Below are 12,536 nucleotides of genomic sequence, written 5' to 3' on the forward strand. Positions count from 1 at the left end.
ACAAGGTGACCCGTTATGAAGCCTCAAACGCTGTACGATAAACTCATCGATAGCCATGTCATCCGCCCTCTGGACGATCAGGGCAATGTCCTGCTGTATATCGACCGTTCCATCCTCAACGAATACACCAGCCCGCAGGCATTTAGCGGCCTGCGGGACGCTAACCGCAAGGTCTGGCAGCCAAACAGTATCCTGCTCAACGTGGATCACGTTAACCCGACGCGGCCAGAGCGCACGCCTGAAATGACCGACCCGGGCGGCGAGCTGCAGGTTCGCTATTTTGAATCCAACAGCCGTGATTTTGGCCTTGAGCTGTTCGACGTGATGGATCCACGCCAGGGCATTGAACACGTCGTCGCCCATGAACAGGGGATCGTGCTGCCGGGCATGGTGATTGCCGCAGGGGATAGTCATACCACCACTTACGGTGCGTTTGGCGCATTTGGTTTTGGCATCGGCACCTCTGAAATTGAGCATATGCTGGCGACGCAGACGTTAGCCTACAAAAAGCTAAAAACGCTGCGCGTGACGGTGAACGGTGAGCTGCCGTTTGCCTCGACGGCAAAAGATATCGTCATGCTGCTGATCGCCGAAATTGGCGCCGACGGCGCAACTGGTTATGCCATCGAGTTCTGCGGCAGCGCCATTGATGCGCTTAGCGTGGAAGGGCGGATGACCATTTGTAATATGGCGGTCGAAGCCGGGGCTCGCGGCGCTTTTATGGCTCCGGATGAAAAGGTTTATGCCTATATCAAACCGGCGCCACGCGTGCCCAAAGGCGAGATGTGGGAGCAGGCGCTGAAATACTGGCGCACGCTCTACAGCGATGCTGACGCGGTGTTTGATAAAGAAGTTGTGCTCGACTGCGCCAGTTTAACGCCGCGCGTGACGTGGGGCACCAGCCCGGACCAGGGCGGCGGCATCACGGAACGTGTGCCCGATCCTGCCAGTGAGTCTAATGCGACCAAACGTCGCGACATTGAAAATGCGCTGAGATATATGGGCCTCACGCCCGGCACGCCGCTGAGCCAGATCCCGATTACCCATGCGTTTATTGGCTCCTGCACCAACGGCCGCATTGAAGATCTCAGGGCGGTTGCCGAAGTGCTGCGAGACAGAAAAATTGCGCCGGGCGTAAGGGGAATTATTGTGCCGGGCTCAACGCAGGTTCGCGCCCGAGCTGAGCAAGAAGGCTTAGCCAAAATCTTTATCGATGCCGGGTTCGAATGGCGGCAGTCAGGCTGCTCCATGTGCCTGGCGATGAACGAAGATGTGCTGCAGCCGGGCGACCGCTGCGCCTCCAGCACCAACCGTAATTTCGCTGGCCGCCAGGGCGCCGGGGCAAGAACGCACTTAATGAGCCCTGCCATGGTCGCGGCGGCGGCAGTGGCAGGTCATCTGACGGATGTCCGTCCGTATTTACAGCAGGGGGAGGCGTAAATGGAACCCTTTAAACGTGTTACCGGCGTGGCTGCCCCGATGATGGCAGCCAACATAGATACCGACGTCATCATGCCGAAACAGTTTCTGAAAGGTATCGATCGCAGCAATCTGGACAGAGGCGTTTTCTTCGATCAGCGTTTTCTGGCCGACGGCTCACCGAATCCTGAGTTTATCCTCAACAAGCCTGCATGGCAGGACGCGCAGTTTCTTATCGTCGGCCCTAACTTTGGCTGCGGCTCCAGCCGTGAACACGCGGTTTGGGGGCTACGTCAGCTTGGCATACGGGCGCTGATCGGTACCAGCTTCGCCGGGATATTCAACGACAACTGCCAGCGTAACGGCGTGCTGACCCTGACGCTGCCAGCGGAGGATATAGAGCGGCTGGCGCAGGCGGCAAACACGCCAGAAGCGAACTGTATTACCGTCGATCTCGCCCGGCAGTTGATAAGCGTGGAGGGCAAGGATATTACCTTCACGGTCGACGAGCTGAAAAAGCATATGCTGTTAGAAGGCCACGATGCCATCAGCTACACGCTGCAGTTTCAGCAGGAGATTCGCGAGTTCGAACAGCGCCATTTTGCCGCGCATCCGTGGCTACTGACTCAGGATTAATATTCAATGATGAAAGAGAACGCTGACTTTATTCGCGGCAGGGGCGAGTCGCCTTTTATTCCTGGTTTTCAGCTTATGGACGTGGCGCTGGAAAACGGGATTACCCTGCGAACCGCCGTGGGAGGACAGGGTGAACCATTGGTGTTACTGCATGGCCACCCGCAGAACCACGTGACCTGGCGTAAAATTGCTCCGGTTCTGGCAGAGCATTTCACCGTCGTCATGCCGGACATCCGCGGCTATGGCGACAGCGCTAAACCCGCCAGCGACGCAGATCACCGCAGCTATTCCAAGCGAGAAATGGCGAAGGATATTGTCCTGCTGGTGGAGCGGCTGGGGTTTGATGACGGCTTTGCTTTTATGGGGCACGATCGTGGGGCGCGCGTCGGGCATCGCCTGGCGCTGGATTACCCGGCGCAGGTTAAGCGCAGCATTTTTATTGATATCGCGCCCACGGCAACTATGTATGCGCTGACAGACAAAACCTTTGCCACTCGCTATTTCTGGTGGTTCTTCCTGATCCAGCCTTCGCCGATGCCGGAAAAGATGATCGCCGCCGATCCGGCGTTTTTCCTGCGTAAACATATTGATGGCCAGCTTAAAACCCCCGGCGCAACGGAACCTGAAGTGTTTGCCGAGTACCTGCGCTGTTACCAGGATCCGAATACGCTGCGGGCCATCTGCGAAGATTACCGCGCCTCGGCCACCATCGACCTTGAGGATGATGAAGCCGACAAGCATCTGCGCGTTACCAGCCCTTTGCTGGTGTTATGGGGAGAGAAAGGCACCGTGGGCCAGCTGTATGATGTCCCCGCGACCTGGCAGGAAAAAGCGCTGGACGTGCGTGGGCGAGCTATGCCCTGCGGGCACAGTCCACAAGAGGAGTGTCCTGATGTGCTGCTGAGCGCTATTATGCCTTTCTTAACCTGATTTCGAAGATGGCATACCGATGAGCCCCAATGAAACTCCCCGCGCCAGCTGGCCGCTTGTTGAAGATTTGAATGTCTTTGTCACCGTGGTGCGCAAAGAAAGCTTTGCCAACGCGGCGGCGGAGCTGGGGCTGTCTCCGTCTTATGTCAGTAAACGCATTGCGCTGCTGGAAAAAAGCCTGGGGATGCGGCTGTTCCATCGTAGCGCCCGCGCGATTCACTTAACGGCCGACGGCCATAAGGCGCTGAGCGGCGCGCTTTCGGTTCTGGAGAGCATGGGCGATTTTGTCTCAGGGCTTGCCGCCTGGCGGGATACGCTCGAAGGCAATATTCAGATGAGCTGTTCGTTTGGTTTTGGCTCAACGTATATGCCGGATGCGCTTTCGGCGCTGGCGGAGCGCTATCCGGCGCTGAATATCAAACTAACGCTGACGGACAGAGTCGTGGATTTGATAGAAGAGGGCGTCGATATAGAAATTCGCGTTGGCGACGACATCAAAGACCTGTATATCACCCGGCAGCTCTCCACGAACAACCGCATACTCTGCGCCGCCCCGGATTATCTGGCAAAAAACGGGACGCCAGAAAACATAACCGATCTTAAAGCCCACAAATGCCTTGTTATTCAGGAACGCAGCGCGCAGTTCGGTGTGTGGCCGTTAACCAACGGCGAGGAAAGCGTACAGACTCACGTCAGCAGCCAGCTTTCCTCCAACAACGGCAGCGTGGTATTAAGCTGGGCGCTGAAAGGCCACGGCATTATTTTACGTTCCCAATGGGAAGTGCAGCGCTATATCGCCCGCGGCGAGCTGGTGCAGATTCTGCCCGACTGGTATCAGGCCGCCAATATTTGGGCGGTTTATTCCAATCGCACCAGCGGCTCTGCGAAGTTAAAGGTCTGCATTGATTTTCTGGTGGATTATTTCCAGCGTTTTCCACCGGTGGCGTAAATATATTCGACATCAACCTGCCAGGTTAAACAGGCTGATGTCCTCAGGCTGAGTGTAGAAAGTTAGACACTAAATTCTGATAATCCCGGTAATATGCGGGGCGCCCTGTAATGGCTTATAAATTTCAACTATAGCTTCCCACACGGCCGTTGAAGGTGGCACCGAAGCGGCGCAAAGGAAGCGGTAGTTTGTCCCGGCCACAACCTGGGTTTTAACCTTTTGCGGCTCGTAATCAACGCCAAGATGCCCGTTGAGCGCCTCTTCGAACACTTTTCGGTCCTGAGCAGTCAGCGGATGATAGGCAGTCCAGCCGCCAACCTGCAGCGTTTGTTGTTCCGACATAGTGATACCTCAAAAGTGAAATATTTCCTACTCGTTTGGCTTTTCGGATGCCGCCCCATATATTTTATATTGGTTTCTGGAATCCATTTGATCATGTTAATCTATGGCTGCCTGATGTCTTTTCTGCAAGTAATATTGGCATTATACAATTTAACACTTTCCTTTCCTAAACTACCAAAGCACTCAACCAAAAATAAAAAACATTCAGCATTTAAAATGCTCTACTATTTTATTAATGACCTTGCTAATAAATAAATCCGAATGTTATTTAATACACAATATAAAAAATATAATAGCTGTTTTGATAGCAATCAAACGTTATAATTCCCCGCCGGTGCAATTCGAGGCTAGTGGAGAGCGGGACAAAGATGATGCGTGTAAATGGAAAAGCCGCGCTGGTATCTGCCAGCGTCAGGCGAGCGTTACTCCTGGCAGGGATCTTTATGCTGGTGGGCTGCGCCCGCTCCGATGTACTGTGGGGCGTGGTCGATAAGGTGTGCATGACTAACTATCAGCAAACGAGCAGTCCAGCACCGTGCCAGCAGATCTATATGCCTGAAGGGAAGGCTCACGGCTTTAGCGTTATCCAGAACCCACGTTACCCCTATCATTTTATTTTGGTTCCCACGGCGAAGATGACCGGTATCGAAAGCCCGGCGCTGGCAGCGGAAGGGCGCACGGACTATTTCGGCTATGCCTGGCTCATGCGCCGTCTTTTAGACTGGCAGTATGGTGCCCCGATACCCGAAGATAAGCTTGGCCTGGCGCTTAACTCGGCTTATGGCCGCAGCCAAAACCAGCTGCATATTCACCTGACCTGCCTGCGGGAAGACGTCAGGCGTCAGATGCTGGCAGAACGTCCCTTTATAACGGAAGAATGGCGACCCTTGCCCGATAAACTCCTGCGTTACACCTGGTACGCGCGGCGGGTGATGCAGCCGACGGTGATGGGAATTGACCCCATTCACAGCGTCGCCAGCTATTTTCATTTATCACCGGAACAGCTGGCAGAGTGGGGTGTGGCCGTCATTCCAACCGCTTACGGCGATCAAAAAGGGTTTATCTTACTGACCACTAAACGTGGCTGGGACCGGAATAATCGGGCCTCGGTGGAAGCGCTACTGGATAAAGAGTGTGCGATCTTGTCACCCAAAGCGCCCCTTTGAAGAAGGCCTCAGATGAATTTGACGAGATAAGCAGCATCAGATTTTTTTACACATAGGTTATGTCTTTTTCTTATTTGCCAGGATCCTAACAGTTTGAAAAACTCTCCCGACCGTACCCGAATGGTGGGTAATTTCAAATTTGCTGTTGTTATTGGTTTAAGGAAGACGTTATTTATGCGCCTGGCAATAAAACATACCGTAAAATTTTCTCTGCTGACCGTTTCACTGGCTGGAGCCATGTTGCTTACCGGCTGTGGTCCTAAACAGGACGCAAACCATATTAAGGTGGGTATCAGCGCAGGCATCGATCAGCCGCTTTGGGATACCGTCAAAAAGGTCGCCAAAGAAAAATACAATCTTGACGTAGAAGTGGTGACCTTCACTGACTATGTCTTACCCAATTCCGCTTTGAGCAGCGGTGATATTGATGCCAACTCCTTCCAGCACGGCCCATATCTGGATAAGCAAATTAAAGAACGTGGCTATAAGTTAGCCGAGGTGGGCAATACATTTGTTTATCCCATTGCCGGTTATTCCCGAAAAATTAAATCAGTGTCTGAACTGAAGGACGGCGCTCAGGTAGCTGTGCCCAATGACCCCACAAATCTTGGCCGTTCACTGCTGCTGCTGCAAACCCAAGGCTTGATAAAACTGAAAGATAACGTAGGTCTGCTGCCAACATCTCTGGATATTGTAGAGAATCCTAAGAAACTGAAAATTGTTGAAGTGGAGGCCGCGCAGCTGACTCGCGCTATTGATGACGACAAAATCGACCTCGCGATCATCAACACCAACTATTCCAGTCAGATAGGACTGACCCCCGCCAAAAACGGTCTGTTTGTTGAAGATAAAAATTCGCCGTACGTGAACATTATTGTTGCCCGGGAAGATAATAAGGACAGCGAAAATGTGAAGAATTTGGTGAAGGCCTACCAGACGGATGAAGTGGCCGCCGCTGCGGATGCCGTTTACCACGGCGATGCCGTCAAAGGCTGGTAACATAGGCCGGATCCCGCCTGGCGGGATCCGGGAAAATCTACCTCGTGAAAAGATGGGTGCCCACGGACAAACAGCCGCTGAGCAACAATACGCAGGTAATAACCATCAGTGAATAAGCTATTCTCATCGGGATCTCCGCCATTCAGAAAAGGGAAACGCAGCCGCTGAGAAGGGCGAGAGCACCGAGTAAAAACAGGCAATAAAAAGCTTTTTTAAACATAACATCACCACCTTGATAGCGTCATGTCGCTTACTTTGCCGGGTCATTATCAATATCGGGTCAATAAAGCCCGGAGAAACGCTCAAGCTGCACCTGTGTATGGCAAAAAATTAGATAGCTTTGTCAAAAAAGCATCTCAGTTTTTAACTGCCGGTTTCACAACGTGGTTTTTCGGCGAATGATCCGCGATATTATGGAACACTAAAAGGCATTTCAGGTTATCTAAATTCTACTGCATCAGGCTCGAAAGTTTATACCGTTGCAGGTATCTCAAGAAAAACGTAATTTGCGCATGCGCAAATTTCTCGTCATTGCTTATGGGGAATTCATGACTACAAAGTTGAAATTTATCCGACTGAAAATCGAAGATGAGTTAATCCAGCCGGTCAATAATCTGGCAGGCATTCGGGATGAGTTAAAGGCCGATATAGCCAGCGAAATTATTGAGTGGTATCTGAACCAACGAAAAGCAGGACATGTACACATTCGGTACTTCTCCAGTCCGAAAGGCTCAGATTACCGAGGGATCTGGTTTCATCCGGATACGATCAAACGAGCGAAACAGCAGGCCTCAGACGATCAACAACCGTTAAATCGACTGATTTATACAGCTCTGGCGCGTTACTTTGAACAATCGGCCTAACTTTTGTAAATATGCACTGTTCAAAGTAGGCGAGTTACTGCTGATACTCACTGGATTTTGCGCATGCGCAAATGGGCCAGACCTCGGAGGTAACGATGAAAATTGATAATAAGCAGAATGATGAACCAGAATCCCAGCTGATGCGAAACGTCGGCTTCATCAAGCCTACGATGAACAGGTCGTATCGGTTGTCCGGGGCCAGCTTAGTTATCAACCGGCGCTGAAATCACGCTATTCAAAATCGGCGTCGCGAAAGTTCTGCCACAAAATCGAGTTTAAGTGATTTTGCGCATGCGCAAATGTGAGGAAGACAGATGACACGAGCGATTGAAAAAATTGAGTACGATCTGGAACGAGCACGCCGCGAACGAGATGCCTGGAAAAACAGTCGCGGTGGCAAGTCCAACTATCAGATGGCCAGCGTGATGGTATCAGCGCTGGAGAAAGAGCTTTCAAAGGCCATCAGCAACCAGGTCAACGATGCCCACAAAACGCCAGATCCTGTGTAATCACATTTAGGTGCGCATAATGTATATTATGTTAAATCATGTTGATTGTTAACTTACTTCATGAACCAAGATGGTTCGCATAAAATCATAGGGTTAAGACTCCCCTTAATCTTTCGTTAGCTGGCATTATGTTTAAGAGCTATTTTCTTCATATCCACGAACTTCTCTGAGGATGTCTCAGATGTATATACTCGAACAGTTGAGTGTTGCTCCAAACCGGCGGATTTGGACATTGGTTGATACCACTACTAACTTACCGCTTCTGTTTCCACTTCTCTTTCTCATTGATCGCTTGTCTTTACGTTCCGAATCCACGCAGTCATCTACGTTTCCGCAAGTTATGCAACAGATGGGCATCAACGGCCAAATCTCGCCATTTAGTCCTCAGTCTGCGACAGGCGATTCTATGAATGCCTTTCACGGTGGTTTATGCAACGGCTTACAAGCACCAGCCATGCCGGGGACGTTCGCACAACTCCCTGCATCGATCAGCGGAAATAACGCTTCCAGCAGTTATAATCAGCTTGGAAATACCATGGGAAGTCAGTTAGCCAATAACATGGGTCTTCAGGCACTTGATAATGTGACAGCGGATACTGGAGGTTTATCCTTTAACGGGGGCGGAAAAGTGGATGGAGGCACAACTGATTCATGGGCGCAAATCGGTAAGTTTATGGATCAACACCCGGAGATTTATGGTAAGCCACAAGGAGATGGGTCAAGCAGTGGAAAAATTGCAGATGCAGGGAAATCCCCTTCCAGACCATTTGAAGAGAGGTTTTTCGTTGAGCCTTATTTAAAACTCCACTGTGCGGAAATAACAAAAACTGAGGGTATTATGATGCCGACATCTACCCCAAAGTAGGATGTGAAATTATACTGTAATCCATGGTAAATATATGGTGAAAAACCAATGCCAGTAACTTTCTTAAAATCATGATAAGAACCGTGATCCCCACAATCACTAAAAGTGTCAAAGAAAAATTCGCCTACATACCCATATATTCCTTTAAAAACCAATCCATCGCTAAGATTCACCCAATCTTTTCTAACGCCAGCCGCCAGGCATCTATCATTAAAGCTATTATTCATCGTTCCAAGAATGAAACTATACTCTGACTGTTCTGAAAATTTTCTTTCCACCGAGAAAAATTTGTTATCAAAGTGCTCTGTATACTGCCCATGGTTATGGGTGAGATGATACACATAAGATCCTGTATTTATGGAATAAAGACTCACCTCTTCTGCTTGACAAGAGAAAGATAAGACAAATACTACGCACGCATATAAAAAACAATACAACCCTGATTTGGTTCTATTTTCATATTTCGAGTTCATGATTAAGCTCTTATGAAGTTAAGCTTTAGAATTTTAAATTTAAGCCATCTTTTCGACAGCAAGTGGATGCAATGTTTCCACATCCACTTGCTGAACTATAAGCCTATTTCAGGGTTGTTTATTCCGCCATCTTTTTGTTAAAACTTTTTCTAATTCAACAATTAGAAACATTACGAATCCAATGCTGAAAGTTATAACCCAGTAACGGAACGGTAGCGCTTCGGTGCCAAACAACATCTGCATGAACGGTGCGTAAATGATGAGAAGCTGCAGTGCCAACAGTACGCCACTCACAATCCAAATCCCTTTATTTGCCAGCAGCCCTTTGCTCAGTGAGAAGCCGTCATTAACGCGGCAGTTGAGCATGTAAAACCATTGGGCGGTCACCAGCGTTTGCAACAGCACGGTGCGGATAAATTCCGCCGAGTAACCACGCGGCTGCAACCAGGCCTCCAGCACAAAGGCGCTAATGGCAATCATCAGGCCGACAAACACCACTCGCCAGATGGCATAGCCGTCCATCACATGCAGATCCGCCTTACGCGGTGGACGGTTCATAATGCCCTTCTCACCCGCTTCAAACGCCAGACCAAATGACAGCGTTGCCGACGTCGCCATGTTCATCCACAGAATCAGTACCGGCGTCAACGGAATCAGGTTTCCTGCCAGTAGCGCGATTATAATCAGCAAAGCCTGGGCAATGTTGCTGGGGATCACGAACAGAATAGTCTTTTTCAGGTTATCGTAAACCCGACGCCCCTCGTGTACCGCGCTGGCAATAGTGGAAAAGTTGTCGTCCGTTAAAACCATGTCGGCGGCTTCTTTGGTGACTTCAGTCCCCTTAATCCCCATAGCAATACCCACATCGGCCCGCTTGAGCGCCGGGGCATCGTTCACGCCATCCCCGGTCATTCCTACGACTTCCAGCTTGCTTTGTAATGCCTGAACAAGGCGGAACTTATCCTCCGGACTGGTTCGTGCAAAAATATCGTATTGCTGTGCGGCATCACTAAGCTGACGATCGTCCATCGCCTCAAGTTCGCGGCCAGTTATGGCACTTGCAGCATTACCAATACCTAACATTTGCCCTATACTCATCGCCGTTTGCGGATGGTCGCCGGTGATCATTTTCACGCGGATCCCCGCCTGGAGGCAGTCGGCAATGGCGGTGATGGCTTCCGGACGCGGCGGATCCATCATGCCGGCAATGCCAAGCAGGATCACCCCATCACTCAGATCCGAATGATCCAGCTCTCGTTGCCCTTCGCCAGCCGGTTTCCAGGCCGCAGCCACCATGCGCAACCCTTCGCGGGCGTACTCTTCAATCTTACCTTCCCAGTAAGACTGCGCGAACGGCTGCAGCCCGTCATTCGTCTGCTGGAACTGGCAGAGGCGGAACAGGACGTCCGGTGCGCCGGTAATCAAAATAACCTCTTCATCACCAAGACGATAAAGCGTGGACATGTATTTATACTGCGAATCAAACGGAATTTTACTGCGCATTTGGGTATCGAGCGGCGGAAGCGGAGTTTTCGCCGCCAGCACCTTCAGCGCACCCTCGGTTGGTCCCCCAGTAATTTTCCACAACCCCTGCTCGTCTTTGATCAGTTGACTGTCATTACAGAGGTCAATGGTGCGCAGATAGCGTTCCAGCAGAGAACCCTGCGTAATGCTGACGGGCGTCGGGTCGTCTATGGGATGAATATTCCCCACTGGCTCGTAGCTGTCTCCCTCCACGCGATAGATCGTGTCAGCGGTAATCACCGCTTTGACCGTCATTTCATTCATGGTCAGGGTGCCAGTTTTATCCGAGCAGATGACCGTCATCGCCCCTAGCGTTTCAACCGTGGGCAGCTTACGAATGATGGCCTTGCGACGAGCCATGGCCTGTACGCCAAGCGAAAGAATGATGGAAATAATGGCCGGCAACCCTTCCGGTACCGCTGCAACAGCGAGGCTGATAAGTGACAATACCAGCTCTGAAACCGGCATATCTCTGAACAGGATACTGAAGACAAACAGGGCCAGCATCATCACCAGGATAGTGATGAAGATAGTTTTACCGAGCTTATCCATCTGCACCATCAGGGGTGTACGGTGTTTTTCGATATCAGACATCATCTGATTGATATGGCCAAGCTCGGTCTCTCCACCGGTCGCGACCACCACACCTTTCCCACCGCCGGAGCTGACTGTAGTACCTGAATAGAGCAGGTTATATCGATCGCCTAAAGGCAGTTCTCCGCTTAACGCGTCGCTGTTTTTCTCAACCACGGTGGATTCACCGGTCAGGATGGCCTCCTCCACGCGAAGGTTATGCGCTTCTATCACACGCAGGTCCGCGGGAATACGATCCCCGGCACGAATCACCACAATGTCGCCAGGGACCAGTGCCGTGGTGGGGATGGTTTCATGATTACCCTGTCGAACTACCACAACTTCGCTGGAGAGCATATTGCGAATACTTTGCAGCGATTTTTCAGCGTTGCTTTCCTGAATATGGCCAATCAGGGCGTTGATGATGGCCACGCCGAGGATCACAAACATATCAACCCAATGGCCCATGAAGAGCTTAAGCAGGGCGGCTACCAGCAGAACGTAAATCAACACATCATTAAAATGGGCCAGGAAGCGAAGCCAGGCAGGCTTGCCCTTTTTTTGTGGTAACGCATTCTCACCGTATTGCTGGAGACGGGCTGACGCCTCAATACCGCTCAGTCCCTCCGGGGTAGAGTCGATACCCGACAGGGTTTCGTCAACAGTTTGTTGATAATACGGACGTTCAGGTTTTCCTGTTTTCATCGTTCATTCCTCAGGATCTTTTCAGAAATCACCTTGCTTTCATGTCATTAACGAATAACGAAAACAGGAACATGTGCGTAACGAACAATACTTGCCGCCTCAGACCCTAACAAATGGGTTTGAATATTTGGATTTCGTGAGCCAACAATAATCGCACCGGCAGCAATTTCATCCGCCAGCTTAATAACTTCATCGCGGACATTCCCGCTACGTACATGAAGATGAACATGCCCTTCAGGCTGATTCAATTTTTTGATCAGGGCAGACAATTTTTCTTTCGAATTATTAATCATATATTCATCCATCTTTCGCGCATCTGAAATAAAACCACGTGTCAGTTCAGTTGAAAATGTTGGCATGACATGCAGCAAATGAATCTCACCCGAAGCACTTTGCGCCAAAAACTTTGCGTGCTGCAACGCCTTGTCAGCCAGGCCGGTCTCGTATACATCTACCGGAACCAGAATGTTTTTATACATAACGTGTATCCTTTTCATAACCTAAACGAGAATGAGTGAGTCAGGAGAGACCGCATAAAAATCAGGTTTGCGATTTAATTCCTGTCACGGAAAGAAAAGACGGG

General features: G+C 50.5%; 13 protein-coding genes. 9 read left to right on the plus strand and 4 right to left on the minus strand.

The window, feature by feature from the left end; all coding sequences use genetic code 11:
* The first annotated feature begins 15 nt into the window (after positions 1 to 15).
* Genes leuC through LH86_RS16020 form a run of 4 tightly spaced genes read left to right on the plus strand, consistent with a single transcriptional unit; the run spans position 16 to position 3,934 of the window.
* Positions 16 to 1,440 carry a 3-isopropylmalate dehydratase large subunit gene (gene leuC, locus LH86_RS16005; RefSeq protein ID WP_039303311.1) on the plus strand — a complete coding sequence of 475 codons (1,425 nt, stop codon included), beginning with the start codon at positions 16 to 18 and terminating at the stop codon, positions 1,438 to 1,440.
* Positions 1,441 to 2,055: a 3-isopropylmalate dehydratase small subunit gene (leuD, locus tag LH86_RS16010; protein WP_039303313.1), complete on the plus strand. Its 615-nt coding sequence runs from the start codon at positions 1,441 to 1,443 to the stop codon at positions 2,053 to 2,055. It begins immediately after the preceding gene.
* A 6-nt stretch (positions 2,056 to 2,061) separates the two neighbouring features.
* Entirely contained in the window at positions 2,062 to 2,985 is a 924-nt protein-coding gene (locus tag LH86_RS16015) for an alpha/beta fold hydrolase (protein WP_052045598.1), read from the plus strand.
* Between the two features lie 19 nt (positions 2,986 to 3,004).
* The gene (locus tag LH86_RS16020; protein ID WP_039303316.1) at positions 3,005 to 3,934 is read left to right on the plus strand and encodes a LysR substrate-binding domain-containing protein; all 930 of its coding nucleotides are present in this window, start codon (positions 3,005 to 3,007) and stop codon (positions 3,932 to 3,934) included.
* Positions 3,935 to 4,003: 69 nt separating this feature from the next.
* Here LH86_RS16020 and LH86_RS16025 read toward each other — a convergent pair whose 3' ends face one another.
* Positions 4,004 to 4,276 carry a hypothetical protein gene (locus LH86_RS16025; protein ID WP_039303319.1) on the minus strand — a complete coding sequence of 91 codons (273 nt, stop codon included), beginning with the start codon at positions 4,274 to 4,276 and terminating at the stop codon, positions 4,004 to 4,006.
* 443 nt (positions 4,277 to 4,719) lie between these two features.
* On the opposite strand from LH86_RS16025, the gene LH86_RS16030 reads away from it, so the two are divergent.
* The 5 genes from LH86_RS16030 (at position 4,720) to LH86_RS22615 (ending at position 8,678) form a co-directional block, all read left to right on the plus strand.
* Positions 4,720 to 5,442: a CDP-diacylglycerol diphosphatase gene (locus tag LH86_RS16030; RefSeq protein WP_052045599.1), complete on the plus strand. Its 723-nt coding sequence runs from the start codon at positions 4,720 to 4,722 to the stop codon at positions 5,440 to 5,442.
* 174 nt (positions 5,443 to 5,616) lie between these two features.
* The gene (gene metQ / locus LH86_RS16035; protein ID WP_039303324.1) at positions 5,617 to 6,441 is read left to right on the plus strand and encodes a methionine ABC transporter substrate-binding lipoprotein MetQ; all 825 of its coding nucleotides are present in this window, start codon (positions 5,617 to 5,619) and stop codon (positions 6,439 to 6,441) included.
* A gap of 548 nt (positions 6,442 to 6,989) precedes the next feature.
* Positions 6,990 to 7,304 (plus strand): hypothetical protein, encoded by a 315-nt coding sequence (locus LH86_RS16040; RefSeq protein ID WP_039306274.1) that lies wholly within the window; start codon positions 6,990 to 6,992, stop codon positions 7,302 to 7,304.
* A 314-nt stretch (positions 7,305 to 7,618) separates the two neighbouring features.
* A complete protein-coding gene (locus LH86_RS16045; protein WP_039303328.1) occupies positions 7,619 to 7,813 on the plus strand; it encodes a hypothetical protein in 195 nt (64 codons plus the stop codon).
* Positions 7,814 to 7,994: 181 nt separating this feature from the next.
* Positions 7,995 to 8,678: a hypothetical protein gene (locus tag LH86_RS22615; RefSeq protein ID WP_052045601.1), complete on the plus strand. Its 684-nt coding sequence runs from the start codon at positions 7,995 to 7,997 to the stop codon at positions 8,676 to 8,678.
* Here LH86_RS22615 and LH86_RS22725 read toward each other — a convergent pair.
* The 3 genes from LH86_RS22725 to LH86_RS16065 all read right to left on the minus strand — a co-directional run bounded on the left by LH86_RS22725 (position 8,606) and on the right by LH86_RS16065 (position 12,432).
* The gene (locus LH86_RS22725; protein WP_071842840.1) at positions 8,606 to 9,151 is read right to left on the minus strand and encodes a hypothetical protein; all 546 of its coding nucleotides are present in this window, start codon (positions 9,149 to 9,151) and stop codon (positions 8,606 to 8,608) included. The genes LH86_RS22615 and LH86_RS22725 overlap by 73 nt on opposite strands.
* Before the next feature lie 108 nt (positions 9,152 to 9,259).
* Complete coding sequence (locus tag LH86_RS16060; protein ID WP_039303332.1) at positions 9,260 to 11,953, minus strand: cation-transporting P-type ATPase; 2,694 nt, start codon at positions 11,951 to 11,953, stop codon at positions 9,260 to 9,262.
* Positions 11,954 to 12,000: 47 nt separating this feature from the next.
* On the minus strand, positions 12,001 to 12,432 hold the full coding sequence (locus LH86_RS16065; protein ID WP_039303335.1) for a universal stress protein: 432 nt from the start codon (positions 12,430 to 12,432) through the stop codon (positions 12,001 to 12,003).
* Positions 12,433 to 12,536 lie beyond the last annotated feature (104 nt).

This window comes from Cedecea neteri (assembly GCF_000758325.1).
GTDB classification, from domain to species: domain Bacteria; phylum Pseudomonadota; class Gammaproteobacteria; order Enterobacterales; family Enterobacteriaceae; genus Cedecea; species Cedecea neteri_B.

Excerpts from the sequence above, each read along its gene's own strand:
- LH86_RS16060 (WP_039303332.1), bottom strand. The coding sequence starts at position 11,953 with ATGAAAACAGGAAAACCTGAACGTCCGTATTATCAACAAACTGTTGAC.
- LH86_RS16020 (WP_039303316.1), top strand. The coding sequence starts at position 3,005 with ATGAGCCCCAATGAAACTCCCCGCGCCAGCTGGCCGCTTGTTGAAGAT.
- leuD (WP_039303313.1), top strand. The coding sequence starts at position 1,441 with ATGGAACCCTTTAAACGTGTTACCGGCGTGGCTGCCCCGATGATGGCA.
- LH86_RS16030 (WP_052045599.1), top strand. The coding sequence starts at position 4,720 with ATGCTGGTGGGCTGCGCCCGCTCCGATGTACTGTGGGGCGTGGTCGAT.
- LH86_RS16025 (WP_039303319.1), bottom strand. The coding sequence starts at position 4,276 with ATGTCGGAACAACAAACGCTGCAGGTTGGCGGCTGGACTGCCTATCAT.
- LH86_RS16015 (WP_052045598.1), top strand. The coding sequence starts at position 2,062 with ATGATGAAAGAGAACGCTGACTTTATTCGCGGCAGGGGCGAGTCGCCT.
- LH86_RS16065 (WP_039303335.1), bottom strand. The coding sequence starts at position 12,432 with ATGTATAAAAACATTCTGGTTCCGGTAGATGTATACGAGACCGGCCTG.
- metQ (WP_039303324.1), top strand. The coding sequence starts at position 5,617 with ATGCGCCTGGCAATAAAACATACCGTAAAATTTTCTCTGCTGACCGTT.
- LH86_RS16040 (WP_039306274.1), top strand. The coding sequence starts at position 6,990 with ATGACTACAAAGTTGAAATTTATCCGACTGAAAATCGAAGATGAGTTA.
- leuC (WP_039303311.1), top strand. The coding sequence starts at position 16 with ATGAAGCCTCAAACGCTGTACGATAAACTCATCGATAGCCATGTCATC.
- LH86_RS22725 (WP_071842840.1), bottom strand. The coding sequence starts at position 9,151 with ATGAACTCGAAATATGAAAATAGAACCAAATCAGGGTTGTATTGTTTT.
- LH86_RS22615 (WP_052045601.1), top strand. The coding sequence starts at position 7,995 with ATGTATATACTCGAACAGTTGAGTGTTGCTCCAAACCGGCGGATTTGG.
- LH86_RS16045 (WP_039303328.1), top strand. The coding sequence starts at position 7,619 with ATGACACGAGCGATTGAAAAAATTGAGTACGATCTGGAACGAGCACGC.